At 41.0% G+C, this 26,187-nt stretch carries 25 protein-coding genes and 1 pseudogene; 10 read left to right on the forward strand and 16 right to left on the reverse strand.

The features are described 5' to 3' along the window. Positions 1 to 2,379, reverse strand: coding sequence for a tetratricopeptide repeat protein (locus tag NSTC731_RS16305; RefSeq protein ID WP_445631696.1), 2,379 nt, complete (start codon positions 2,377 to 2,379; stop codon positions 1 to 3). A 369-nt stretch (positions 2,380 to 2,748) separates the two neighbouring features. Here NSTC731_RS16305 and NSTC731_RS16310 point away from each other — a divergent pair, with 369 nt between their 5' ends. Both NSTC731_RS16310 and NSTC731_RS16315 read left to right on the forward strand, forming a co-directional pair. Next, positions 2,749 to 3,021, forward strand: coding sequence for a hypothetical protein (locus NSTC731_RS16310; RefSeq protein ID WP_445631697.1), 273 nt, complete (start codon positions 2,749 to 2,751; stop codon positions 3,019 to 3,021). 232 nt (positions 3,022 to 3,253) lie between these two features. Next, the gene (locus NSTC731_RS16315; RefSeq protein WP_445631698.1) at positions 3,254 to 3,481 is read left to right on the forward strand and encodes a hypothetical protein; all 228 of its coding nucleotides are present in this window, start codon (positions 3,254 to 3,256) and stop codon (positions 3,479 to 3,481) included. 288 nt (positions 3,482 to 3,769) lie between these two features. On the opposite strand, the gene NSTC731_RS16320 is transcribed toward NSTC731_RS16315, so the two are convergent. Continuing rightward, complete coding sequence (locus NSTC731_RS16320; RefSeq protein WP_445631699.1) at positions 3,770 to 4,705, reverse strand: putative 2-dehydropantoate 2-reductase; 936 nt, start codon at positions 4,703 to 4,705, stop codon at positions 3,770 to 3,772. Positions 4,706 to 4,873: 168 nt separating this feature from the next. Here NSTC731_RS16320 and NSTC731_RS16325 point away from each other — a divergent pair, with 168 nt between their 5' ends. Together NSTC731_RS16325 and NSTC731_RS16330 are read left to right on the forward strand one after the other, a co-directional pair. After that, a complete protein-coding gene (locus tag NSTC731_RS16325; RefSeq protein ID WP_445631700.1) occupies positions 4,874 to 5,275 on the forward strand; it encodes a fasciclin domain-containing protein in 402 nt (133 codons plus the stop codon). Positions 5,276 to 5,476: 201 nt separating this feature from the next. Further along, positions 5,477 to 5,806 (forward strand): hypothetical protein, encoded by a 330-nt coding sequence (locus NSTC731_RS16330; protein WP_445631701.1) that lies wholly within the window; start codon positions 5,477 to 5,479, stop codon positions 5,804 to 5,806. A 94-nt stretch (positions 5,807 to 5,900) separates the two neighbouring features. Here the strand turns inward: NSTC731_RS16330 and NSTC731_RS16335 are convergent, their stop codons facing one another. From NSTC731_RS16335 to NSTC731_RS16365, 7 genes are all read right to left on the reverse strand, one after another. Further along, on the reverse strand, positions 5,901 to 6,461 hold the full coding sequence (locus NSTC731_RS16335; protein ID WP_445631702.1) for a GNAT family N-acetyltransferase: 561 nt from the start codon (positions 6,459 to 6,461) through the stop codon (positions 5,901 to 5,903). After that, entirely contained in the window at positions 6,458 to 7,813 is a 1,356-nt protein-coding gene (locus NSTC731_RS16340; RefSeq protein WP_445631703.1) for a UDP-N-acetylmuramoyl-tripeptide--D-alanyl-D-alanine ligase, read from the reverse strand. Before NSTC731_RS16340 ends, NSTC731_RS16335 begins: the two co-directional genes overlap by 4 nt. 151 nt (positions 7,814 to 7,964) lie before the next feature. Beyond that, positions 7,965 to 8,411 carry a tellurite resistance TerB family protein gene (locus tag NSTC731_RS16345; protein ID WP_445631704.1) on the reverse strand — a complete coding sequence of 149 codons (447 nt, stop codon included), beginning with the start codon at positions 8,409 to 8,411 and terminating at the stop codon, positions 7,965 to 7,967. Between the two features lie 176 nt (positions 8,412 to 8,587). Then, the gene (locus NSTC731_RS16350) at positions 8,588 to 8,725 is read right to left on the reverse strand and encodes a hypothetical protein (protein ID WP_190240853.1); all 138 of its coding nucleotides are present in this window, start codon (positions 8,723 to 8,725) and stop codon (positions 8,588 to 8,590) included. A gap of 479 nt (positions 8,726 to 9,204) precedes the next feature. Then, on the reverse strand, positions 9,205 to 9,441 hold the full coding sequence (locus tag NSTC731_RS16355) for an ATP-binding protein (RefSeq protein WP_445631705.1): 237 nt from the start codon (positions 9,439 to 9,441) through the stop codon (positions 9,205 to 9,207). A gap of 138 nt (positions 9,442 to 9,579) precedes the next feature. Further along, positions 9,580 to 10,500, reverse strand: coding sequence for a histone deacetylase family protein (locus NSTC731_RS16360; protein WP_445631706.1), 921 nt, complete (start codon positions 10,498 to 10,500; stop codon positions 9,580 to 9,582). 72 nt (positions 10,501 to 10,572) lie between these two features. Next, the gene (locus NSTC731_RS16365) at positions 10,573 to 13,209 is read right to left on the reverse strand and encodes an EAL domain-containing protein (RefSeq protein ID WP_445631707.1); all 2,637 of its coding nucleotides are present in this window, start codon (positions 13,207 to 13,209) and stop codon (positions 10,573 to 10,575) included. A gap of 775 nt (positions 13,210 to 13,984) precedes the next feature. On the opposite strand from NSTC731_RS16365, the pseudogene NSTC731_RS16370 reads away from it, so the two are divergent. Further along, positions 13,985 to 15,339 (forward strand): annotated as a pseudogene (locus NSTC731_RS16370) (DUF697 domain-containing protein). 331 nt (positions 15,340 to 15,670) lie between these two features. After that, positions 15,671 to 15,928 (forward strand): Calvin cycle protein CP12, encoded by a 258-nt coding sequence (locus NSTC731_RS16375; RefSeq protein ID WP_445631708.1) that lies wholly within the window; start codon positions 15,671 to 15,673, stop codon positions 15,926 to 15,928. Here NSTC731_RS16375 and NSTC731_RS16380 read toward each other — a convergent pair. The 3 genes from NSTC731_RS16380 to NSTC731_RS16390 form a co-directional block, all read right to left on the reverse strand. After that, positions 15,925 to 16,743 carry a TlyA family RNA methyltransferase gene (locus tag NSTC731_RS16380; RefSeq protein ID WP_445631709.1) on the reverse strand — a complete coding sequence of 273 codons (819 nt, stop codon included), beginning with the start codon at positions 16,741 to 16,743 and terminating at the stop codon, positions 15,925 to 15,927. The genes NSTC731_RS16375 and NSTC731_RS16380 overlap by 4 nt on opposite strands. Beyond that, a complete protein-coding gene (locus tag NSTC731_RS16385; protein WP_445632109.1) occupies positions 16,744 to 17,178 on the reverse strand; it encodes a DUF29 family protein in 435 nt (144 codons plus the stop codon). Between the two features lie 75 nt (positions 17,179 to 17,253). Next, positions 17,254 to 17,508, reverse strand: coding sequence for a ribbon-helix-helix domain-containing protein (locus NSTC731_RS16390; protein WP_445631710.1), 255 nt, complete (start codon positions 17,506 to 17,508; stop codon positions 17,254 to 17,256). 223 nt (positions 17,509 to 17,731) lie between these two features. Here NSTC731_RS16390 and NSTC731_RS16395 point away from each other — a divergent pair, with 223 nt between their 5' ends. Beyond that, positions 17,732 to 17,869, forward strand: a complete 138-nt coding sequence (locus NSTC731_RS16395) for a hypothetical protein (RefSeq protein WP_445631711.1) — start codon at positions 17,732 to 17,734, stop codon at positions 17,867 to 17,869. Positions 17,870 to 17,872: 3 nt separating this feature from the next. On the opposite strand, the gene apcB is transcribed toward NSTC731_RS16395, so the two are convergent. Continuing rightward, positions 17,873 to 18,382 (reverse strand): allophycocyanin subunit beta, encoded by a 510-nt coding sequence (apcB, locus tag NSTC731_RS16400; RefSeq protein WP_445631712.1) that lies wholly within the window; start codon positions 18,380 to 18,382, stop codon positions 17,873 to 17,875. Between the two features lie 357 nt (positions 18,383 to 18,739). On the opposite strand from apcB, the gene glnA reads away from it, so the two are divergent. Next, positions 18,740 to 20,164, forward strand: a complete 1,425-nt coding sequence (glnA, locus tag NSTC731_RS16405) for a type I glutamate--ammonia ligase (protein ID WP_445631713.1) — start codon at positions 18,740 to 18,742, stop codon at positions 20,162 to 20,164. A gap of 114 nt (positions 20,165 to 20,278) precedes the next feature. Here the strand turns inward: glnA and NSTC731_RS16410 are convergent, their stop codons facing one another. Continuing rightward, positions 20,279 to 20,479 (reverse strand): hypothetical protein, encoded by a 201-nt coding sequence (locus NSTC731_RS16410; protein ID WP_322677020.1) that lies wholly within the window; start codon positions 20,477 to 20,479, stop codon positions 20,279 to 20,281. 423 nt (positions 20,480 to 20,902) lie between these two features. On the opposite strand from NSTC731_RS16410, the gene NSTC731_RS16415 reads away from it, so the two are divergent. Further along, complete coding sequence (locus NSTC731_RS16415) at positions 20,903 to 21,802, forward strand: ferritin-like domain-containing protein (protein WP_445631714.1); 900 nt, start codon at positions 20,903 to 20,905, stop codon at positions 21,800 to 21,802. Positions 21,803 to 22,786: 984 nt separating this feature from the next. On the opposite strand, the gene patX is transcribed toward NSTC731_RS16415, so the two are convergent. Both patX and NSTC731_RS16425 read right to left on the reverse strand, forming a co-directional pair. Further along, complete coding sequence (gene patX / locus NSTC731_RS16420) at positions 22,787 to 23,014, reverse strand: heterocyst-inhibiting protein PatX (RefSeq protein WP_445631715.1); 228 nt, start codon at positions 23,012 to 23,014, stop codon at positions 22,787 to 22,789. Positions 23,015 to 23,121: 107 nt separating this feature from the next. After that, entirely contained in the window at positions 23,122 to 24,867 is a 1,746-nt protein-coding gene (locus NSTC731_RS16425; RefSeq protein WP_445631716.1) for an FAD-dependent oxidoreductase, read from the reverse strand. Positions 24,868 to 25,065: 198 nt separating this feature from the next. Here NSTC731_RS16425 and NSTC731_RS16430 point away from each other — a divergent pair, with 198 nt between their 5' ends. After that, the gene (locus NSTC731_RS16430) at positions 25,066 to 26,112 is read left to right on the forward strand and encodes a site-2 protease family protein (protein ID WP_445631717.1); all 1,047 of its coding nucleotides are present in this window, start codon (positions 25,066 to 25,068) and stop codon (positions 26,110 to 26,112) included. The last annotated feature ends 75 nt before the right edge of the window (positions 26,113 to 26,187 follow it).

Consider the following 26,187-nt stretch of genomic DNA (forward strand, 5'->3'; position numbering starts at 1 on the left):
CTATTTTTCAAAATACTTCATTGCTGTTTGTACTTTCTCAACTTGTCTGGGTGCTTGCATTTCGTTAAAGAGGGCGTAGGCGTAGCCCGTCGCAGACATCGCTTGGACAAAACTTTCCCTATTTTTCTCAATTTCACCCATTTTTTTATGAGTCAATGCCAACTGATAATAAGCCTCAGCTAAGTCTGATTTAGCACCAATTTTATTAAGAATTTCTATTGCTTTTGAATGATGAAAAATTGCTATAGTAAATTCTCTCTGTTCTCGAAAAATTTCCGCCAGACAACTTATAGCTTTAGCTTTAATCTGGGTAAAGTTGTTTTCTTCAGCATGAAATATAGCTTGTTGGCAGAACTTAAAGGCTTTTTTTAGATTACCTAAATTTATATAAGTTATGCAGAGAGTTACTAAACTATGCCCCATTCCCCATAAAGTCACTCTACTTGACAATGACATAGTATAAAAGGCATCTTCAGCAAGGTAAAAGGCATCTTTTCTGCTACCAAAACGTGATTTGATCAAAGCTAAACAACATTGAGCATAAGCCATGTAATCATCAAGATTGCTATTTGCTTCAGCAAGGCTACAAACAGAATTAAAACAATCTTCGGCTGCTTTTATTTCCCATAATTCTAGTTTACAAAGCCCTGTATTGAACAAAATAGATATTTTTGTTTGCTTGACATCTAATTTGCCTAATACTTCTTCTGATTTCTCATAGCATTCTATAGCTTCTCTAATGCAACCGATAATTCGATATGTATAGCCAAGGATATTGTAAAGTCTAATTAATCTTTCTTGCGATTTTATATCGTCTATTATCCGTTTAATGACAGAGAAGTTTTTCTGGAGCAGTCCCAGTTGGTAAAATGAGCAACCCAAAGGCAAACCTATACTCCACTGTTTACCTCGTCCTTGTAAAATTACATCACCAGCTTTCTCAAAATCATTAATTTCTACATAGTGATAATAAGCTTCTAAAGCAGTCAAAGCATCTGTAATATTTTTGATGTCTGTAACTCTTTGCGTCCAAAATTCTGCGGCTTTTCGGTTGACTAATTCCCATTCTTCACTGACTAACCTTAATCGGCTAATTGCTTCATCACGAATTACCGGATGCAGCCAATATTGTCCTTTTTTTGCTTCTATTAAAGACAAATCTTGCAGAGCTTTAATTACCCGTCTACGTTGTTGTTCTGGTACATCCCAAAGCAAAGATAAAACTCCTTCAATAGGCACTGAAGTAATATCTTGATAACGATAGCATCCTAAGCGACACAAGAGGCAATAGGCTTCTAAATCATTCGTTTGGAGTCGCGTAAATTGACTGGCAACTAAATCTTTTAACTCTCTTTCTATTAATAAATATGTACAGTTTTCCTGCCAATAGGCGTGTATATCACCAGAAAAATCTGTCAATATTGCTCCTCGGAGAATTTGCATTGCTTTGGCATTACCTCCATAAGCTCTACACATTTCACTGAGAATAGTAGAATCACAATTGATATGGTGACGGCTGAAAAACTGTCGCCATGCTTCATCATCTAAACCTTCGAGTGGATAGAGATGAACTTCTACGCTAGACTCTCGCAAACGCTCACGACTTGTTACTAAAGTAACTGAATGCACATCTGAATCTGCTAATACTCTCAATAACTCAACATAAGGACGACGATCTTCTAGGAACTTACCATTTTTATCGAGAGCAGTTTCTAGATTATCGATAAATACCCCAATTTTAAAAGTTTGCTCTCGGAGTTTGCGCCGTAGTCGTTCTAAGCTGATACCAAAGTCACCTCCTGGTTCTTCGTTAAAGTATCGCCGCAGCCATTCTTCAACCACACTTTCCACTGGCGTGAGGTTTTGGATTTCTGTAGCCATCCACAGTTCCAGGACAAAATTAAATTTTTGACTTTTAAAATATTTGCGTGCTAATCTGGTTTTGCCAACACCACCTTCACCCTGGATGAGGATAACTTTTGCTCCCCGACTAACAAGGGTGTGAAGTTCGGCTATTTGGCGATCGCGCCCTACAAAGTTAGAATCTAAATCTTGGGGTCTAGTGCCATTAGTAGCTAAATTGGCAATGTGGAGGATTTTTTGCGACTGTTGGCTTGTTCTAAATCCCTGAACTATCCCTTGGAAGGTTGATTTAGAGACTTTCACTCCTAGCACTTTTGACAGTAGATGCCAAAGTTCTGCACCAACTGATTTTAAATGCGCTTCTGTATAACCACGTCTGCTGGCAATATCCTGGTAAGTCCGCTTTTCATCCTCCCACAAATGCCGCAAGATAATCCTTTGAGTTTTATCTAAGTGTTCTCCCGTCTTGAGAAAAACCAAGTTATCTACAAACTCTAAGGCTTCTTCTGCACCCATTTGCGAACTTGATGTATCATTTGCAGTTTATTATAACTATATTTTTACTACTTATTCCTACCTTCCATAGTACAAAATACTTTTTCCTACTCGGTAGGAAACTTACTTTATCCGACTGCAAAGCATTTTCGGCTGTATTACTCTTGTAATTAATACAGGCGAAGTTAAGTTAAGCGCCAAGACAAGGTGGTTGAGGAGAGGTTTAGAGAGCGCTACTACTGCAAGCTTAGTAAATCACAAATGTTATTGTCCCATATTAATTACTCATGAAAGTGGTGTCTACTAAACAGGCAGTGGGTATTAACTAACTAGATTCTGTAGAGCGTATTTACAACTAAGTATGTAAGTCTTTACCCTACAGGAGGTTCAATGATGTTAGACAAAGATTGTCATCATGATTGCAATCAGAATCAGTGCCCTTTTGCCCAAGATACGCGTAATCCCAATAGATATGTCTGCCTCAAATGTGGTATTGAGCGAGAAATAAATCAGGATTCTTCTGGTTTTGGCTCGTTATTGCTGTTGTTATTGAGCTTGTTTATTGCATTTCAACTACTAGTTAATTATGAAAAGCAAAACAATGTACAAAGACAACAACAGTCTTTGAATAATTCACCTGACAACGCAATTATCCACTTATAAAACTAATACTGTTGATTCTCCATAGCCTCATTTTTTCAGAGGTTTAGGGGAATCATATCATGTCCGGTCAAAGACTTATCATTAAGGCAGCAGAGGGGCAGGGGGGCAGGCGGGCAGAGGAGAAGGGTTTTTGGGTTTTTGCATAGATTCGGGAATCATAACTAATTAGCCGGACTTGATATCACAAAAAATATTCACTGCCAAAAATTTAGCTAATTTCGTGAGTAAAAACATGGACACAAATCAGGATACGCTTTTATTTCGTTTTGCCTCTAAATCCTTGAAATATTTTTTGTTGGTACTATTTGGCATTGCGATCGCTTACGTTTTATCAAGTGGTTTAGGTATCTTACAAATCATACCCATACTGCTGTACCTTTTACAACAGTTTTTGTTTCCACTGGGAATTATCCTGTTGTGTTTAATGACAATAGCAGTCATTTTTGAATCCCTGCGTTAAAAATTGGGGGAGTGGTAAGTTAGGAGTTTGGAGTTAGGAGTTAGGAGTTAAGAGGATGAATGAACAAGTATTTTTGGTAACATCTAAGTCTCAGAAACCTAACCCCCCTAGCCCCCCAACACTCACAAGGGAATGGGGGTTTCAAAGCCTCTATGCGCTTGCCTAACGACAGGCTGACGCCAACGGGGAGAGGAATGGAAGTGGGGTTTATAGTATACTTTGTGACTTTTCAAACAACCTCTAAGAATAGAATTGCTTCTCTTGTCTCCCTTATCTCTCTAATCTCCATCACTTCTCCCTGGCATCTAAAAACTTCAACTGGTGGTATAAACAGCTAATCTGCACTAAATCCACACCTACTGCTTGGGCTTTTCGTAATGGGTTGCCGAAAATTGCTTCTATCTCCAAAGGACGATGTTCGTCGTAGTCAATTTTCATACTGGGGCGGTAAGGTGTCATTTTGACAGTATAATCGAGCATTGTTTGAATGAAGCGATCGCTAATAATCCGCCCATAACTTTTCGCCCCCGCCGCTACTTCATACATCAACTGTTCGACTAACTCGCGGGTGTACTCATACGCCATTAATTCATCAGTTCTAGCGTTGAGAATCACAGAAAGTCCATTGTAGGGGATATTCCACACCAACTTTTTCCAACGTGCTAGTAGTAAATCTTCGGCTAATTCAATTGAGATACCAGCGCTTTCAAAATCATCAGCAATTTGCTGCATCCTCTGAGTTATCCCACTAGGCTGATAGTTAAGGGTATATTCACTGAAGTTAATTTGCCCATAGTCTAGATGGTGTATATGCCCTGGCCCTACTTTGTTAGAACACAAAAAGCACAATCCACCGATAACCGTTACATTACCAACAATTTCAGCGACTTCCTCTTCTACACCAAGTCCATTCTGTAATACCAACACTACCCCATTGTCTTTAACTACAGATGGCAACATCTTTGGTAGTAAATGGTTTTGCGTCGTCTTTAGTGCCACCACCACCACGTCGCATTGTGGCATCTTTTCTACGTCGTTGTAGGCATGGACTTCAGGAAGGGTAAAGTCTCCATCTTTTGACTCTACCACCAAACCATATTTGTTTACCTGTTCGTAATCACTCTTGAGCAAAAAGTGGACATCCAACCCAGCTTTTTGGAGTCTAGCGCCATAGAATCCACCTAATGCTCCAGTTCCCAGAATGGCATACGTGCGATCGGACATTTCTTTGATAACGGAATTTTCCTAGAAACATCATAAGGTGATGTCTGACGAGGGTACGCGTCTAGGTGTAGTTTATTCAACGCCTGATTTTAAATTTATTTTGTTTAATAAAACTTAAAACAGGTTTATTATCCTTTAAAATCTTTTGCAGAGATTTAGGTAAGATATATGGCTGATATTGTTGATATTGCAGTTACGTCTGAGTCGTTTAAAACACTGGTAGCGGCTGTACAAGCTGCTGGTTTAGTAGAAACATTAAAAAGTCCTGGCCCGTTCACTGTCTTTGCACCAAATGACGATGCTTTTGCCAAGTTACCAGCGGGAACTATCCAAACTCTGTTACAGAATATTCCCCAGCTAACACGGATTTTAAAGTATCATGTCGTTCCTGGAAAGCTGCTAGAGGCTGATTTGGCACAACTCGGTACGGTTAATTCTGTGGAAGGTTCACCCATTAAAATTCATTCTTCTGATGGTTTTGAAGTTAAAAATGCCACAGTTTTAGCAGCAGATATCGAAGCTGATAATGGTGTAGTACACGTTATCGATACGGTAATTTTACCGGGTTAATTCTGGCTAGGGTGGGTATTTTCCACCCTACCGATCCAAAATCTTTATAATTAACTAACTATTGGTACTATCAAAACGCAACTCAAAAGTTTAGTTTGTGTTATGTTTGCAATGTGAGTACTCACTGTTATGTTAATGTAAATTTCGTTGTTTTAAAATAAATTAAATTCTTAAAAAGCCAACATCTATCCCAGGAAATTAATGCTCGATTTTAACACCTTGGCTGAGTTCTCTCGTGGCAATTGCGTAAGTATTTGTGCATTTCTCGTACCAGCGAACTTACTTGTCACAATTTTAACGATGAGCCTAGTTGCCTTACGTCGTCCATCGCCTCAAGTGTGGCAATCTGCTGGAATCGCTAGCTTTTTCGCTTCTGTAATGATACTGCACGTATATACTTGGTTCATGATTGGTGTGGTGATGGCTCCTACTTATATCTTGATGTGGCTAGCAATCACCTGCTTAGTGACTAATTTTGCAGCAATTCTTTTTCAAAGACGCTACAGCAACAGCCCTAGTCTTTCCAATTAAAGTCTATCGGGCATCTATGGATGATATTTTCAGAAAATCAATCATCATTTGACCAAATAATTACTAATTCGTAATTCGTAATTATGAAGTTAAACTACGAATTACGAATTATGTTGACGCCTCTCCATTCATGCTCAAGGATGGCATATAGCCAAGAGTCTCGCCATTCTCCCTTAATCCAATGGTGTTCTCGCAAATATCCTTCCTGCTGCATTCCGATTTTTTGCATCACTCTTGCTGAGGCAATGTTTTCTGGGTGACAAGTAGCAAAGATGCGATGCAAACTTAACTCCTGAAAACCAAATGATACAACGGCTTTTACAGCTTCAGTTGCATATCCTTGCCCCCAAAATTCCTTAGTAAAAGAGTATCCAATAGAGCCTATTTGGTTGTCAGTATCCTGAACGGATATACGACAGATACCAATTAATTGCTTTTGGGGTTTCAAAGTCACTGCCAAGGCAAAATGCTGACGGGGTTTTTCCCCTTGCAATGAAATCTCTCTTTGCAAAAAGTTTTTGGTATCTTCTTCGGTATTCGGGCCAAAAGTCAAGTAACGCACAACTTCAGCATCAGCAGCGTATTGATGAACCTCTTGCCAATCTGATTCTACAAAGTCTCGCAGTATAAGACGTTTGGTTTCTAGTGGTATCATTTGGGAAATTCTGCACGTAACTGATTGACTACCCGATCTAGTCCCACAGAATGGGCGGCTTTGAACAATAAACGATCGCCTGCTTGCACAAATGTTTTCAACCTAGCCACCAACTCGGCATGAGTTGCAAAACACTCCGATGCAATACCCTCAGCACTAAGAGCGATCGCTTCGGCATCTTGTCCATCTACCAAAACCAACAAACCGTCTAAATTCAACTTTCGTACTGTTTCTCCCACTCGCTGGTGCAACTGCTGCGATCGCTCTCCCAATTCTTTCATTGCACCCAATACGGCAATTTTTCGCTTTCCGGGTGTATCTGCCAATAATTGCAATGCTGCAATCATAGCTTCTGGTGCAGCATTATAAGTTTCATCTAAGATTACCACATCGTTGGGTAAGGTAAATCGCTGCGATCGCCCTGTGGGCATATCCACCATTACACCTGATTTGAGGGTTGCCCAATCGATCCCTAAAACCTTTGCCACCGCTAAAGCTGCCAAGAAATTAGTGGCATTATGACGGCCCGGTAAAGGTAGAGGTAGTTCGATTCCTGCAACTTCCACCTGGTCGTTATCAATTAACTGCCCTTGAATATCTCCACCAGAAAAGCCGTAAGTCAAAACTTCTCCCTGCCAAAATTTCGCTGCTGTGGCCATTAATAAAGGATTGTCGTGGTTGAGAATTGCCACACTATCAGCAGGCATTTCGGCTAACAACTCACATTTTGCCTCAGCGATCGCCTCTTCGGAACCGAGTAACTCAATATGCGCCGTCCCCACATTGGTAATCACTCCAATTGTTGGCCGCGCTATTTGCGTCAGTTCGGCAATTTGTCCTCTACCGCGCATCGCCATTTCAATCACGGCGTAGTCGTGTTCTGCGCCAAGTTCTAAAAGAGTTTTCGGAACACCGATTTCGTTGTTGTAATTTCCATAAGTTTTGTGAACTCGTCCCTTTGTTCCTAAAACCGCGGCGATCAATTCTTTGGTTGTAGTTTTACCCACCGAACCGGTGACACCAATTACAGGAATATTAAAGCGATCGCGCCACCATCTGCCAATTTGTTGATATGCCTTGAGAGTATCTTTTACTTGTAGTACAGGGAATCCCGGATTTTCGTATTCAAAATCTACGATTGCAGCTATTGCTCCCTTTGCGATCGCATTTGGCACAAATTCATGTCCATCAAACTTATCGCCTCGGAAAGCGACAAATACTTCACCCGGCTTCAAGGTACGGCTATCTGTTTGGATACCACTAGTTACTTGTGTTAAAGCAGTTTCAGATAAGTTTACAGAATGGGCCAAAATAACTTCAACCAGTTGGGTTAGGGTAGCAGAACAGCGCATAAGCAATTGATAATTTATTTAAAGTTGAAAATCATAAAAGCAAAAAATAGTGGCAAAGAAGCTTAACTTCCGTGCCACGCTTTATTTATAAGCTACTTATACAGTTTAATCAAGTAAGGACAATGGGCATAACAAGTGATGTTCGATCGCCCTATGCACGATTTTTAATCAAGATTACTTGCACAATTTGTATTGCTATCTCACTCGAAACCCCTAAAGCTTGATATAAATCAATTAAGAAGTTTTTTTCTTCTTCAGGTATAATACCTTCAGCTAGGACAAAATCGGTGGCTACTGTAAAGGCTGTTTCCCGCAAATCTTGAGATAGAGAATCTTTGGCTGCATTAAACAAAGCATTAAAGTCATCACCTTGGAGAATGCCCAAAATTTTTTCAAACAGCCTGTTCATCATTTCATTAGAATAACTTTTAAAAAGTTTCATCAGAGACAGCACAGAAATGATAGAATTTGCTTGCTCAACAGAAAGATAACCGTCTGAAGCCGTTGCCGTCAATATAATGACAGCAAAAGCTTCCGCTGGACTGAGTGCTGCTTGGGCTTGGCTATCTGTACCCAACACAGCGTCGAATAGACCCATTGTAGTAGCTCCTTGGTTAGAGTCCCAATAGCGTTACTGTTACCTGTATGTTTGGTAGATTTACAGGTAGGACTGTGACGCTTGAGACTTTCATCCTTTAGTGTTCCCAGGATTGATTCACGGCGAACACTCGTATTCAAAGGTTTTTGGCAGGAACTACATTGCTATCTTTAAACTTAGCGTTCTCCGGTCTTTTCTATTGTCTCAATTACCGCCAGACCTATACCAGAAGCTGCCATTAACAGTACTACTGAGATCAGATAGGCATTGGTCAGCATTCGTAAGGCTTCGTCGAAAAAAATATAGGTGGTCATTGCTTCACCTTTTTAAATTTGTGCTGCTTGTGCTTTTTATTTCTCCACACCCGGATAGGTGAATTTCGCTGAGAAACTTCTAGCAATTGCATCTTAACAAAACTTTAGCTCTTTCAGAACCCCGCTGAAAATTTTTCTTTCTGAAGATTCTATGAAGTTTATAAAAAAGAGAATGGGGAATGGGGCATCTCTTCTCCTTCTCTACAAGACGCACTTGCGTTCGCTCAGGGGAAGTGGGATTGGGCAAAACAACTTTCTCGCTGAAATTTCCCTTGCTCCCACTGTGATTTGGCTCAACTAATGACATGCACTAGTAGTACGCCAAGGAAACGCAAGCGGGGTAAAGGGTAAGGGGGAAGGTGGGGTCTCCTCTGAGGATAAGGTGCAGGGGGAAAGGGTTTAAATCCCTTACCATGAATTCCCTTTTCCCTTTCCCCTTTCCCCAGTCCTCACAAGCGCATTTTTGGGTTAGCAGACTACTAGGTGGAATCACACCATATCTTGCCACGATTTTTTTCTATGACTATTTTGTAGCTGATGGATAAGCCCATACCAGTACCTTTGCCGATGGGTGTCGTGGTGAAAAAATCAAAAATGCGCGATTGCACTGTTTCAGGTATCGCACAACCATTGTCGGCGATCGCAATCGCACCAACTACAATCCTTAACAAGGAAACACCAACAAAGCTTGCAACCAGTTTGTGAGAAATTTTCATAACTGTATGTCAGCTATAACCGTGTCAGTATTCAGTGTTCCCAAATTTTTGCAAAGAATTTAGGTTATTATCTTCGGTAACTGCGATCGTCGGTATATATATCAGGTATTTTGTGAAATTGGGATAAACAAGACAAGCTTAAAGTAAACAGCGTTCAATCGTCGCTACAACTGATTGAGAAAGAGTATCGAAGTCGTAACCACCTTCTAAGCCAAACAGAATTTTACGAGTTATCCCCAGACAATAATCAGTAAATAAAGCGTAGTCTTCTGGCTGTAAATTAATACTTGCCAAAGGATCTTCCGCATTGGCATCGTAACCAGCACTGACAATTAGTAAATCTGGCTGGAAGTTGGCTAAAAACGGTACTACCTGTTTTTCAAATAGTGGCTGATATATGGCAATATCACTACCAGGGCGTATTGGTAAATTTAATACGTTATTGTGAAAACCTCGTTCTGTCGATCTTCCCGTACCGGGATAGCATGGGTACTGATGTAGAGAACAATAGGCGATGCGTGCTTCAGTTTCCACGATCGCCTGAGTACCATTACCATGATGTACATCCCAATCAAGGATGGCGACGCGGTTAATTCCAGGTTGTTCTAGAGCAAATAAAGCGGCGATCGCGGCATTAGAAAATAGGCAAAAGCCCATCCCTGCATCACTTTCAGCATGGTGTCCTGGGGGACGCGCTAGTACAAAAGCTGGATTAGCCGACCTTAACACAACCTCAACTCCATCCAACCATGCACTGACTGCCAATAATGCTACATCATAACTGCGTGGGGAAACTGGCGTATCTCCATCCAAAGGGCCGCCGCCACTAGAAGCGATCTGCCACAGTTTTTTGATGTAGGCTGGGCTATGTGCTTTAACCAACGAAGACATCAGCGATGGCTGTTCTGATGCTGGTGTAGGCAACTGCCAGGTAATTCGATCGGCGAATGTAGCGGCTTTTAGAGCATTTGCGATCGCACTTAAACGTTCTGGTTTTTCGGGATGGTATTTTCCAGTCTTGTGATCTAAAAATTCGTCGGAATAAATGACTGGTAGCATAGGACGAAAAAGGTCGGCAGCAAGACAATGAATTTTATTGTATCCTCACTGGTACAAAGAGTTTCCCTTGTACTAGATTGTTGGTCGTTTACTTTCAAGGATTTCTGTTGCTTTCTGTTCAGGAAGTGGGCGGTAGAATAAAAAGCCCTGTACCTCCTCGCAGTTGATAGATTTCAAAAACTGCAATTCCTCTTCCTTCTCTACCCCTTCGGCTGTTAACTTTAATCCCAAACTGTGTCCCAAGGTAACTATGGCCTGGATAATATGAGCTACTTTGGCATCCTGCGTCAAATATTGAATGAAAGATTTATCTATTTTCAGATTGTGGAGTGGCAAAAGCTGTAGGCGCGAGAGCGAGGAATGACCTGTACCAAAGTCATCGATGGAGATATAAACACCCATCTGCTGTAGCTCCTCTAAAACCCTTCTGGTAAAACCCAAGTCCTCAATCGCTGTGGTTTCCATAATTTCTAATTCTAAAAAGCGCGGCTCCAGACCCGTTTGTTCTAAAACCTTAGCTATAGTTTCTACCAATTTGGGTTGGCGGAACTGCTTCAGAGAAAGATTGACAGCGATCTTAATCGGTGGTAATCCAGCATCTTGCCATGCTTTATTTTGGCTACAGGCCGTCTGTAGAGTCCATTCGCCGATGGGGACAATTAATCCACTTTCTTCGACCAAGGGAATGAATACACTGGGGGCAACTAATCCCATCTCTGGGTGTTGCCAACGCAACAGAGCCTCCATACTAGTAATTTCTCCTGTGGCAATGTTCACACGAGGCTGATAGTAAAGCTTAAATTCATTGCGTTCTAGGGCATAGCGCAAGCTCTTTTCTAAAGTTAAAAGTTCAGGATTTTTAGCACTTAGGGAAACACTGTAAAATTGGTAGTTATTCCGCCCTTTGTCCTTGGCGTAGTACAAAGCGGCATCTGCGTGCTGGATTAGTGTTTCGGTGTCAGGGCTGTTGCGATCGAGTAAGGCAATACCCAGGCTAGCAGTTACATAAAGTTCATGCTCTTGGAGATGAAAAGCATCCTCTAAGGCTTGTAAGATTCTCTGCGCCACTAAAGTTACTTCTTCAATATCATTGATTCGTGGAAGTAAAATAGTAAATTCATCGCCTCCCCAACGGGCTACAGTGTCTCCATCTCTGAGTGAGTTTTTTAATCTTTGAGAGACGCTTTGTAACAATTGGTCTCCCAGAGTGTGACCCAGAGTATCATTAATTACCTTGAAGCGATCCAAATCGAGGAAAATCACAGCTAAACTTTCGCCATTTCGAGTGGCGTTGGGCAGAGTTTTACTGAGCATCTCGTTAAATAGGAGACGATTCGGCAACCCTGTCAGCAAGTCATGAAGGGCTTGATAGCGAATTTTTTCTTCTACTTGCTGACGCTGCCGCGCACCAATGATACTGGCGGCCATGGTCAAAAGAGTAGATTCTTCATGCTTTGACCAATGACGTTCAAAGGTGCAGTCTGCCAAGCCAAGATACCCCCAGAAATCATTATCCAAGCGAAGAGGTACCAAGAGAAGGGATTTAATGCCATCTCGAATCAGGAATTCTTGTTCGGCGACAGGAAATTTTTGAGTGATGCCGCTAATCGACTGGCCGCTAGAGAGAACTGTGTACCAACGGGCTAATTCAGGAGCTTGATAAAGCTGATTCTGCCAATGGTGGTGGGTAGATTTAATCCCAGATTGTGTCCATTCAAACCGTAGGCTGACTGCCATTTCCTCTGTAATAGGATGGAGATGGTTCTGAAAGAGATAGGCACGATCTGCTTTGGCAGCTTCACCCACTACAGCTAGAGCTAGATCGATACCAGTTTCGTAATTCATTTCTCCTAGCAAATAATTGGCAGCTTCTGCAACTGCTTGTAGCAAGCGATCGCGCTGCCGTAGTTCGGCTGTAGCTTGTTTTTGCTCTGTAATATCTCTAATAATAAAAGTTCTAATTAAATCACTTTCTGGAAGATAGAGTACGGATTGTTCAAAAACTTCTGTGCCTACTTCCACCTCCCGCACAAAAGAATTGTTTTCTAGATTGTTAGCTCCAACCAACAGTCCCGTTAAAATTGGGTGTTCTGTCCCAACTTCCCTAAGATTGGGAAACTTGATCGCTGCGGCTGGATTGACATACGTAATTCTTCCCTCGAAATCCATCTCAATAATTGGATTGGGGATGAGTTCAGGAAAGGATGCTAGCCGAGCTAGAGCAGACTCACTAGCTGCTTCAAAACTGGGATCGATGGCTAAGGTTTGAAACGGATTGGCAGGACTGGCTTGCTCTGATAAAAAACCAGATAAGTCTTCAACATCAAAAGATTCAGAAAATGCTTGTTCGGAAATATTGGAAATAGCATAATATTTAGCCTGAGCTTTATTACTGCCAAAAGCTATGACATCTCCATGCCTAAGATTATGAGAAAAGCATTTAGTGCCATTTACAAATAAGCCATTAGTACTTCCTTTCCCCTTATAGTTACCATCAATAATCTGGAAGCCGTATTGGTCAGTTTCTGGAACAGTGACTCGCAATAAAATTGCATGTTGCATTGATACCGATCGGGAAGCCAAGACAATAGTGTTTGCAGGATGCCGCCCCAGAGAATAAGTAGTCTCTCGCAGGGGGACAGTTCGCCGCCCTTCTAGGTCTTGGATGACCAACAGATGGCGTATTTTTTCCCGCTCATTTCCTTGCATGGCTGTTCCTCAAATTTTTTATATAATTAATATTTATGTCTCTCACCATTTGCGTAGGCGAGCATTTACCGCAGGCATCGCAAAATTGGTATGAGGGTGTAAACGAGCTTTTACCTTCATGATTGACCGCACTCAGTACTCTTCTTTTTATAGAATGAGTTGGCTAATTGTTCAATCAGTTTTTGTAGTAGAAATTATAGTTTTTTTTCTCCTCATAGATAAGTTATAAACTTTGTTCCTTCATCTATATCATTTAACCTTGTCTTTCTTAGGATACCCAGATTAACAATTCAAAATTAAAATTTTAAAATTGTACCCTTACAGGGAAGCAAGCTGGGCGTAACGTGATGTTGCGGCAGCCTCTTGTAGAGAAGAGAGTTACATAATAAAATTCCAAAGCCGACTAAAACTGAACAAAGTCAGAGCCAATGCGCCTTCGATCTCAGTGTAGATTTTGGCCTTAGTCTCTCTTTGCAGCTATCCATTAGCCACATCTTTTTTAAGACTTTATAAAATACCTAATCTCCGACCTCATAAACTTAGAGACTTTTTATGTCCTATATATAGATTATTAGTCCAAGAACTTAGGGATATAAGATAGAGAGGTATGTTTAACTTTTCTTCCCTTGATAATTGGGTTGAAAAAGTGAGCATTAGTTAAGTATGGTTAATGAGTACGAATTCATACCTATTATTCACAATCGAATGCTGAAAGTAAGTGTTTTGAGCATTGGATGAGCATTTTAGAGAGAGTGAAGGCTGAAGTGTTGACATTATGTCGGTTTATCGTAATCTGCAAGAAACTCACTTAAATCGTGCCCGCGCCAGTCTCAGACAAGCGCTTTCTTGGTATGGATATCTTCGCAAGTCAGGACAGTTATCATCTAACCCAGAATTTGTAGGTTTGATGAAACCAGAATTGGAAGCTTTGAGGCCACACTCAACAAGCTGGATTCAAACGTCATTAGAATTGCTGTCTTTGGTTTGGTGAGCCGGGGAAAGTCAGCAGTTTTAAATGCCTTGTTGGGAGACAAGATTTTGCAAACTGGGCCCCTGAATGGTGTCACCCAATGGCCTCGTTCCGTGCGGTGGCAGCCCAGTGATAAGGTGCTAGTAGAGTTAATTGATACCCCTGGATTAGATGAAATTGAGGGGGAGTCACGGGCAGATATGGCACGAGAAGTAGTACATCAGGCGGATTTGATTTTGTTTGTCGTGTCTGGTGATATCACGCGCACTGAGTATCAAGCGCTGCTGCAATTAAGGCGATCGCAAAAACCCCTGATTTTAGTGTTTAACAAAATAGACCTTTACCCAGATACAGACCAAGGGGCAATTTACCAAAATTTACAACAACTGGGTGCAGGGCATCCAGAAGCGAAACCTCTATTACCCGATGAAATTGTGATGGTGGCAGCAGAACCAGCAGCAATGGAAGTCCGGGTTGAATGGCCTGATGGGCGTGTCACTTATGAATGGGAAACACCACCACCGCAAGTAGACGAACTCAAAGAGATAATTCTGAATATTCTGAATCGAGAAGGGCGATCGCTTCTGGCTTTAAATGCACTCATCCAAGCACGGGATGCAGAAGCCGCGATCGCTCAAAAAACCATCGATTTACGCGAAAAGGAAGCCGAAGAAATTATTTGGCAATTTACCAAATACAAAGCTTTGGCAGTAATGCTCAATCCCATTGCCTTTTTAGATATCCTTGGCGGAACTGTTGCTGATTTAGCTTTAATTCGCGCTCTCGCTAGATTGTATGGTTTGCCGATGACTAGCTATGAAGCCGGGAAAATTTTAAAAACGATTTTATTTAGTTCTGGCGGCTTGCTACTTGGAGAATTAGGTAGTAGCTTTCTTTTAGGTTTAGGTAAAACTACGGCTGCAATCGCCAGTGGTGACAATCCCAGCAATATTACTGCTTTTGCTGGCAGTGCGATCGCTCAAGCTGGTATCGCTGGTTATGGCGCATATTCCGTTGGCAAAGCTGCCCAAGTTTATCTCGAAAAAGGCTGCACTTGGGGACAATTGGGCGCTAGCAGCGTCATTCAAGAAATTCTCTCTCAAGTTGACCAAAATACAATTCTGTATCGTTTGCGACAAGAGTTAAACATCAAGTATTGAGAATAATTAAAAACTGCTATCTTTTTGTTACCGTTTATAAGCGTTTATCAACTTCTATCAAAGTCTTCTGACAATTAACTGACATTCTCAATTTGGGATGCAAGATTGAAAACATGACCACCTCTGCTTGCGATCGCAACTAGTAGAATTCCCATACCTTTTTGAATCTAAAGATGCCAAGAGGGTAATCCCACTCAATTTTGCGAAAAAGATGGCGGTGTTTACCACTACTTTTTGTGGGAAGCGTATCTAAACTAGAAATGTGAGCTGACTGAGGTCATTAAAAGCTTGCAGCTAATAACTCTGTCTGTAAATTAAAGGTGAAAGTATCATGACAACTACCCTAAAAATTGAAATTGCTGGGGCAGAAACTCTAGAAGAAGCCATTACTAATGCCATTACTGAAGCCCGTACAACTTGCGATCTAGATGGCAGCAATTCTGCTGGTTGTGCTGTAGCGTGGGACATTGTAGAAGAATTGCAAGCCGAAAAATCTCATCAACACCAAGCAAAATCCAAAAAAACCTCTTTGGAAAATTACTGCGATCGCCATCCAGATTCCGTAGAATGTCTAATCTACGACCTTTAATTCTTCCGTAAATCAGTTGTTGCTGATTGCGTTATTTGCTTAATTGCCTCTAAATCAAGTGGTGGTGTTTCACTTTCCATTGCCAACCACAACAGATATTCGATATTCCCAGCAGGCCCAACGATCGGCGACCAAGTTAAGCCTTTGTATTTCCATCCTAATTCGTGAGCAGCTTGCAAAACCTGGAAAATGGCATCAGCTTGGTCGTTTGGATCGCGCACAACACCTTTTTTACCCACACGGGATCTGCCGACTTCAAACTGTGGCTTGACTAACAACACAGCTTCACGATTAGCTTGAGTTAGTTGCCACAAAGCAGGCAGAATCTTATTTAAAGAAATAAACGATACATCAACCACCGCCAAATCAGGAATCGGGTCATTTTCACCATATAACTCATCCGGTCGTAGTTGCCGTAAATTGGTGCGTTCCCGCAAAATCACTCGCGGATCGTTCCGCAACCGCCAGTCAACTTGTCCGTAACCGACATCAATACCGTAAACTTGTTTTGCTCCAGCTTGCAAGAGACAATCAGTAAAACCACCAGTAGAAATTCCACCATCTATACAAATGCGCTCTGCTACGGGAATGGCAAATACTGACAAAGCTTTGGAGAGTTTTTCACCGCCTCTAGAAACAAAAGGCGATCGCTCTTTAATATTTATTTGAGCCGAAATATCAACTTCTGTTCCAGGTTTATCAACTAACTGTTGATTAACAGTAACTTCCCCCGCCTGAATTAACCTCTGTGCTAAGGCGCGAGAAGAACATAAATTTAACTCTACTAATAATGTATCGAGTCGCTGTTTAGCCAATTAATTAGACTCTCCTGGTAAGATTAAAGCCAAAGCACGATTGATAATTTGTTTTTGGTTAACCAGCTTTTCTAATTCTTGGACTTCATAACGACCTTCTTCTACTTCCAAGGAAGCCTCATCAATGGCATTTAAATAGGCTTCTGCTAAAATTTCTAACAATTCTTCTGGGGTGAGATAATAGTCCCCAGCTTTGGGCTGCTTATTTTCTCGTTGAATTTCCCGAACCGAATTCCGAATTGAGACTTCCCAAGAGCGAGTTGTGCGATTTTCAGCTTGTTGTTTAATTAGATGCAACAATAAAATCACTGCATCGCTACGAATCGTCTTGATGATGTCATTTCGGCTCATTTCCTCTAATTCTTCAACTATAATCAATGCTCCTTGAACATCGCCTTTAACAAGTAAATCTTTCAGGGTTAATAATTCTTCCATCATCAGCGCCTCAAACATCGGCAACTTCTATTGTGGCTTATGACGTTTATTCCTATGCTCTTAAGAATTAGCTGACTAATCCTGCCGATCTTCAGAATTAGACGAGGAAGTGTCGCTATTTGTATCCTGCTGTTGAAAGTTAGGAAGAGTAGCAGCAGGGTCAGTGTAAACTCCTTGTTCATAAGCCTCCAATGCCCTCGTAAGTATTGCTGCGGCTAGATTACTGGTAGTACGTTTTTGAGTTTTTGCCCATTCCTCCAGTCCTTTTAGTGTTTCTTCTGTCAGGTTTACTGTTAATCTCCATCTCGACGGCATTTCAAATATTTCCATACTTACACCCCCTATATAGTGCCTCACTGTGCTGCCAAAATTTTACCAAATAAGTGCATCCAGGTGCAGCACTAATGATATTATCTCTGTAAAACCGACGCAGGTTTTAACTACAGAATCTGCAAAAAAATAGCGATCGCCCCCAGCACGGAAAAGCGATCGCTTCGTAAACCCCCATATAGGGAGATAAATACAATGATGACACAATTACAAAAGTTAACAGATGTCCAAACTGACTATCAAGCATCCCCAGAAAGAGAATCCATCAATAGTTGGTATTCACAAAAAAGCGATCGCTCCATTAAACCAAAGTGCGATCGCTATTTATGTTTATGTCGAGGTAGACACCTGGCCCACTTAAAATCTAAATATCTATCTCGCTCAACTCACGTGTAATGTGATCGAATGGTTCATCTACAAAAGCACTGTTAACCACACCTGCTGCTGCTACTTGCTCCTTAATTAGATCCTTGAGAATCTGGATACCGCGAACCGTAGGCCCAATAGGTACTCCTAAAGAATTGTAAGTTTCCCGCAGCCCTTGCAGCACTCGTTCATCCAACACATTGGTGTTCCCAGCAACCAGCGCATAAGTGGCGTAGCGCAGATAGTAGTCCATATCGCGCAGACAAGCTGCATAACGACGAGTTGTATAAGCATTTCCACCAGGGCGAATCAATTCTGGCAGTTCTTCAAATAACTGTAAACCAGCTTGCTTGACAAGTCCAGCCGCATTAGAATTTATCGCCGCCGCTGCTTGTACTCTTGCTGTACCACTATCAAAGTAAGACTTCAGGCTATCGATCGCATTCCGGTCAAAATATCGACCAGCTAGGTCATAATTCTTAATTAAACTTGTTACCGCATCGCGCATTCCTTCTTCTCCCAATCATTGCTATTTATGGTTTGATATTTATTTGGCTGCACTTATGCACCAGTAAAGTTTTGTGCTATTAAAAATAGATTCGGCACAAAAACAATCTATCCACTATCTATGGATTCTATGCCAAAGTTGACCCCTATATGATGAACTTTCCAGTTTTGTACAGATGATCGCCGAAAGGTTAATATAACCTGATAATCCAGATATCTGTAGTACAAGCTACAAAATCAGCTAATGTCTAGTATTTAAGATATTTCTGGTGTGTCACGGCCTGATTGAGATCGGCAGGGTTAGGATGCAATGTAATATTCTGGTTTACTTTAGGAAATTGGTAGAGAAGGAGTAACAATGACAACACCACAAGAAGTCTTGAAATTGATCCAAGACCAAAAAATTCAGCTGATCGATCTCAAATTCATCGATACAGTAGGGACTTGGCAGCACCTCACACTGTACCAAAACCAAATCGATGAGACTGCATTCACTGATGGCGTACCGTTTGACGGTTCCAGCATCCGAGGTTGGAAAGCGATCAACGAATCGGACATGACGATGGTACTCGACCCCAACACTGCTTGGATCGACCCCTTCATGGAAGTGCCAACGCTAAGTATAATTTGTAGTATTAAAGAACCCCGCACGGGAGAATGGTACAACCGTTGCCCACGGGTTATTGCCCAAAAAGCAATAGATTACCTGGTTTCCACTGGTCTTGGTGACACAGCTTTCTTTGGCCCTGAAGCTGAGTTCTTTATCTTTGACAATGCTAGATTTGCCCAAACCGCCAACGAAGGCTACTACTTCTTAGACTCCGAAGAAGGTGCTTGGAATTCCGGTAAAGCTGGTACAGATAACAAACCCAACTTGGGTTACAAACCACGCTTCAAAGAAGGTTACTTCCCAGTTTCACCAACGGATTCTTTTCAAGATATCCGTACAGAGATGCTGTTGACAATGGCACAATTAGGTGTGCCCATTGAAAAACATCACCACGAAGTTGCTACTGGTGGTCAGTGCGAACTAGGTTTCCGTTTTGGTAAGTTGATCGAAGCGGCTGACTGGTTGATGATTTACAAATATGTCATCAAGAACGTTGCCAAGAAATACGGCAAAACCGTTACCTTCATGCCAAAACCAATTTTTGGCGATAACGGTTCGGGAATGCACTGTCACCAATCCATCTGGAAAGATGGCCAACCTCTGTTTGCAGGTGATAAGTATGCTGGTTTGAGCGAAATGGGCTTGTACTACATTGGTGGTCTTCTCAAACACGCACCAGCGCTGTTGGCAATCACCAACCCTAGCACCAACTCATACAAGCGCCTAGTACCTGGTTATGAAGCTCCTGTTAACTTGGCTTACTCCCAAGGGAACCGTTCCGCTTCTATCCGTATTCCTCTATCTGGTACTAACCCCAAAGCCAAACGTTTGGAATTCCGTTGTCCAGATGCTACTTCTAACCCCTATTTGGCATTTGCTGCAATGCTTTGTGCTGGTCTCGATGGCATCAAGAACAAAATCCATCCTGGTGAACCCTTAGATAAGAATATCTATGAACTCTCTCCAGAAGAACTGGCAAAGGTTCCTTCAACTCCAGGTTCTTTAGAACTGGCTTTGCAAGCACTGGAAAAAGATCACGCCTTCTTGACCGAATCAGGCGTCTTCACGGAAGACTTTATCGAAAATTGGATTGACTACAAACTAGGTAACGAAGTCAAACAGTTGCAGCTGCGTCCTCATCCTTACGAGTTTTACCTCTATTACGACGCTTAATTAAGAGTCGTATCTAACTAAAAAGTCATAAGTAAGTTTTGCCACCCTAGATAAAGGGTGGCTTTTTTTAGAGCTGCCGGTTGAGATATTCACTCAAAAAATCAACCTTCAAACTTAGCTCATGGAAGCATGACTCGGCCCATAAATCATCCGAGTGTTAGCATCAACCTTCCCTTGAATTGGGTTCCAGTAGTGGGATGCTTCTTCAGGAAGACCAAGTTCTTGTGCCGCACGCATCAGCATTGATTGTTGGCGATTCTTGACTTGTTGGTGTTCACGCGCCATTAACGCCCGAGATTTATCTGCAATAGACATAACCATAGCCCTCTCTATTTTGTGAATATATAATTTTTGTTTTCCTGAGACTACTATAACAAAAATTCTGTAACATAAGCTACTGTTTTAAAAAATTTATATTTGCTTTTGCTGACAATATCAGCTATTTTTTCCCAGAGCTGGAAAAATCTCCCTAAGCCACTTTTGACGGCTAAAATCATCTGGCTTCAGATTGTCTCACCTGAAAAAACACACCTCTCTCAAGACAGAACACTTATTCGTTACTTTTGTTTACATTTAAAAGGTCTGACACTTCAGTTCAAAAGTGACTAGTTCAAAAGTGACTAAAAAGTGACTAATTTTTATAACTTTTACTGTTTTTTTAGGTGAAGCGGCATAAATACAACAGTTGAAAAAATTAAGTTAGCATTAAATAAAGATTTACAAAACTTTACATAAGTTATGACAGTTACCTACCCACGCAAATTTCAAAATGTTTTGAGTGCGAGAGATATATTGAAACGAGTGGTATGCGATCGCGAAATCCATCTAATTACTCTCAACCGCTACCGTTACAGCGAACAACGTAGTTGCAAAGACCTAACTGAGGTAATTGAACAACTGAATGGACAGCCACGGGAACTGGTACGGGATTTGTCTCATCACATCTCAGATGAAGCTCGTCATGCCATGTGGCTAACTGATTTGTTGATTGATTTGGGAAGCGATATAGGAACTCCCCCCGGAACTTCCTATATTGATGAATTTGATCGGCTGCTCGACAAAGACACCTACGATCCAAAACATAACCTAGAGGACGGGATAATTGCTGCCTTGGCCGCAATTAACATTACCGAAAAGCGGGGTTGTGAGTATTTCTCTGCCCACATTCACGCGCTTAAACAAGCACCTCAGACAGAAGAAAACATCAAAATTCGGGAAACGATTGAAAAAATTCTTCCAGAAGAAGTAGGACATGTCCGTTGGGGTAATCGTTGGCTAGGAGAAATTGCGCGTAAGAGTCCAGAACATCAGCAAAAAGTAGAGCAAGCCAAGCGAAAATATACCGTAATTGAACAAGCCGCATTTGAATCAGGAATGGATATCACCTTGGGTGCAGAACTACGGCGAGTTGCCAACCTGGTGGAAGTGGCAAATACTATGCCGCTTTGGCAACGTCCTCAATATTTGATGGAACGCTTACCCCAGACTTTGCTAGCGCCGGAGTTGCAATTTACTAGGATTCAAGCTGCACAAAAGGCTTGGCAGCGAGATCCACAGATGTTTATTGAGAAGTTTGTGCCAATGTTCCTCAACGGCATTCAGGATACAGAAAGTAGCCGCAAGAAAACAACGGTGTAAAAGGGCATGGGGGATTGGGTATGGGGCATTGAAATAATTAATAGTTTTTCTCCCTCATCTCTCCCACTCCTTTTTCTTTAACGTGAGTTCGATGAATCTCTCCCTCCCAGCCTCCCTCTCCGAAACCCAAAGGGAGGAGCAACGAAAAATTCAGCTTTTTGCTCCCCTCTCCGTGTCGGAGAGGGGTTGGGGGAGAGGTCAAATAAGACTTGTCGAACTCACGTTTCTTTAAAAAAAATTCATATAAAAAGGCCAAATGCAAATTTTTGCATCTGGCCTTGGGTGTAAAATAATTAAAAAGACTAAGATGATCTGGCAGATCCTTCTTAACACTTATTTCGTCGGGAGCCATCTACGAGGAGAACGAACCAAAGGGTAAAAGTAGGTCAAGAATAATAAATTTGTTAGCAAGTGCAATAAACCTATACTACTTATGCGAATCCCTACCTAGATAAGCAAGAGATGAAACGAAAGGGATTTTATGCTTCGGCAAAAGGCGCTAAACAAATGTCAGAGCGAAGAGCGGTTACTTTCTTTTGTAGATAATCGGCTACTCGATGTATGAGAAGAAAATTTATTGGGGAATAAAGTGAAGTTGCCCTAAGGCTGTTTCTTCAACAAGCAAAATGTCTGAATTAGATGTGCTTTAGATTAACTCGTAGCCTAAATAACATCTATTTCTAGAGCCGTTGAGGATTGAGATGCAAAGCTTTCCACCGAAAATGAGCAACAGTTGTAGAGCTTTTGAGGAGTTGGTAATGCTATCAATCAAAGCACTTAATTTGATTTGCTTTTTGATCGGCAGAATTGAGACCAACTATATATATACAAAGTTTGCAGTTGAAATACTAAGCGATCGCTGAAGACTTTCGTGTGTCAACTGTATATATCTCCGCCAGAAAAGCTGTGTAAAAGACGTTAACACAATATCCTGTTTCCTGGTAATTCTGTTCCTTTGGGAAAAGAGGCATTACCCTACAGTAGTTAAACCACAGCATAGATATTTCGGACTTTTTGTGTCACTTCTCTGCGCCCACTACCACGATGACGTGGCGCATCATCTGAAGCTTGTTCAGATGCCGCCGAGAGCCACTGTGACGAAGTAGGCGTGGAAGGCAGCCCTGTTGATAAGTGATTGACCATTGCTTGGCAGTTAAAAGCTAAGGGGCCGAACACCAGACTCGAGACTAAAAGTGAAATGGCAGCACGCATAGCAAATGTCTATTTGGGAACTCTCCACTTCACTGATACTTAGCTTTTTGATTAATATCCGGACAATTCATCAAAAAGTATTCTGTTTTACTGAAAATAAACTCTTCTTATCCTCCGTTTAAATGTTCGACTAATAACCAATTACCAGAGTGATTGTAATGACCCCACAATGTAACTAATTGTTCGTGGGGATAAGCGCGTAATTGCTCGTCGATATGCGATCGCAAAGTCACAAGCTGCCAGTTTTGCCCTTGATATGTGGCTGGTGCTGTGACAGTGAATCTGTATTCCTGCTGTTCCAAGCGGTAAAAAATCCCTTTGAAACAGTTACTTTCCGGAATTAATGGCTTGCCAAAAGCAGATTCAGGGCAATCGCCACTAACTGGATAGGCTTGTGGGTTATCTAAGTAATACAGTTGCCAGTGCCGCCAATCCGAACGATTGGGGGGAAGATTAAACAAAGGAATAATTAGCGCTTTTGAGCGATTATCATCTAATAAAGCCGTTTGCAGCTTTATAATAGGTAAATCCCTCGGCTGGCAGTTTAATTCAACACATATCGCCGCCGCCATCCCTGCTGCTTGACCAATTCCCATCACCACAGGTTGTAATCTGGTAGCGCCATTGGCAATGTGGGAGACAGAAATATTCTTTTCACACACCAAGAAACCATCTGTTGCGGCTGGAATTAGACAACTGTAGGGAATTGTAAAAGGAGTTCCAGTCCAACGCCCCCCCCAACGGATCGATTTAGGTTGCAGTGAGAATTGAACACCAGGATAATGATGGTCATTGGCGTAATTACCAACTGCGATTGCATCATTAAATATAGATGCAACTCTACCTTTTGCGATCGGCAAAATATCCTGTTCTCGGACAGTAGTTAGCCCCACCAAGCGGCGGCTTTCCCGGTAATAGGGATGCAGTGCAAAAGCTGTAGAAGTGTGAGGAAATACTTTTTCTGCTAAACCATAGCGACGACCAAGCTGTTTTTGGATAAAATGAGCAAAATTTTGGCTGTGCCAGCGAGATTCTTGGATGAATTCACCTCTGGATACATCTGACTCTATCAATCGCCCTACCCCTTCGCCGTAGTCATTGCCACAGATTGGCCAGTTGATCATAAATAGGCCACCGGGCAAACGTCCATAATTTAAAAATGTCTCTGCTCCATAGGCATCCCAAGCACCTGTAAACTGCGATGAATTATAGTTAGGCGCAGTTGGAATCTCTGGTGCTATTGCTTCACCAAAGTCCTGCATAATCACTACATAAGTGGGCGCTTGCACAGGATATTTGTGGGTTAAAGAGCTAAAAGTCACTGGGGCGCTGGGTTCTCCCCACTCAGATTGCAATTCCCAGCCCCAACGGTAAGGTATGTCAGCTAAAGCTAATAAATCTCCTAATTCTGTGCCATCGAGAATAATCTTGGCTGTGACAGCAAAATCAGCAAAGCGGACACCAGTAATCAAATCACCTTGTCGAAATACCTCTAAAGGTACTTGTCCAGAAATCCAGTGCAAATTCGGCAATTCCTGCACCCAATCTGCAAAAATCTCTGCTCCAATTCGGGGATCGTAACTAAAAAAGCTTACCCAACTGTTATCTAATCCTCCAGGCTGTCGTTGTCGCAATTCCTGCAAAAACGCACCCCATAACCCTGTTTGAAAGGATTCTAATTCATTGCCATCGGGTACAGACACTCCAGCCGAAGTTAGCATTCCTCCCAACCAAGGAAATTCACTCACCAAAATGGTTTTGGCTCCCCGTCGTGCCGCTTGGATAGCAGCCGCAGTGCCTCCGGTTCCACCGCCGACAACTAAAACATCAGCTATATATGTTTGATTAACCATAAATAATTTACGTATTGTTGACGAGATACATGAGATTTTATCCTCTTGCATAAGTCTTTTATTATTGTCTAATGTTTGTATTAGCTAATGATTAAATAATTAGAATGTCAAATTGATTATCTATTTATCGTATTTTTACTGAAAATAAATAGTAATTATTTGGGAATACTAATAAATAAAGAGGAACTTGTGATTAAAATGGAAGTTTTATTGATTTATGCTTGGGCTTATTTTTCAATTTCTTGTCACGAAATGGGACATTTTACAGTAGCTAAAATGATTGGTTTTAATCCATATTCAGTAAAAATTGGAACTGGAAAAAGAATGTTAAAGTTTAAATTATTTAATTGTATATTTGAACTTAATATTTTCCCAAATGGTGGTATAACTTATATGTCTAATTTAAGCTTGCATAACATTAAACCTAAGTTGATATTTGTGTATTTAGCCGGGCCGATGATTAATTGTTTATTATTTGGATTAATTATTAATATTTACAATCAGAGAATTTTACATTATAAATTTACAAGCTTTCTAAATATTATAATATTTTTTGCTGTTTTTGAATCTTTATTAATTATTGGAAATCTTTGTCCATCACAATTAACTTTATACGGACAAAAGCATTCCAACGATGGTCAGCAAGTACTCGATGCTTTGACTAAAACTCAGGCAGAATTTATTCAACAAAAGTTAGGTTTAGCTAGATACACAATTAATAAAAATGATTCTTTAATTGAGTTTTTTAATAATAATTTGAAAATATTACAAATACTATATGAAGCTCAAGTAGAATTCGAGAAAAGAAACTTTGATCGAGCAATTGAATTATTGGAGGCAATTGTAATCAACGATTGTCTGATTGTAAGAGATAAACTATATATTCTTGATATTTTAGTTTCGATTGTTATTGAGCATGAACAAATTCAATATTTGCAAAAAGCTGATGCTTGGTCTGCTCAAGCACTGGCATTAGCTGGTGATATTAAAACTATTCAAGGAACTAGAGGAGCTATTTTAATAGAATTAGGTAGATATAGTGAAGGTAAAGAAATGCTTTTACCTTTAACGGAATCAGGTAACGATCTCATTGATATCGCATATAGTTGTTGCTACATTGCTAAAGCAGATTATTTTTTAGGCAATGAAAATCAGGTCAAAGATTGGTTAAAAAAAGCTAAACAAGTTGGTGTTGCTCCTCGTACTTTACTAAGGATACAAAAGGAAATTAATTATTTTATATAAATTAAAATTTTTTTTGATGGTTTGACCAAAACTACCAGTTCCCAAGACTCGAATGATTTTATAATCTCACTTTAG

Source organism: Nostoc sp. DSM 114167, from assembly GCF_052692655.1.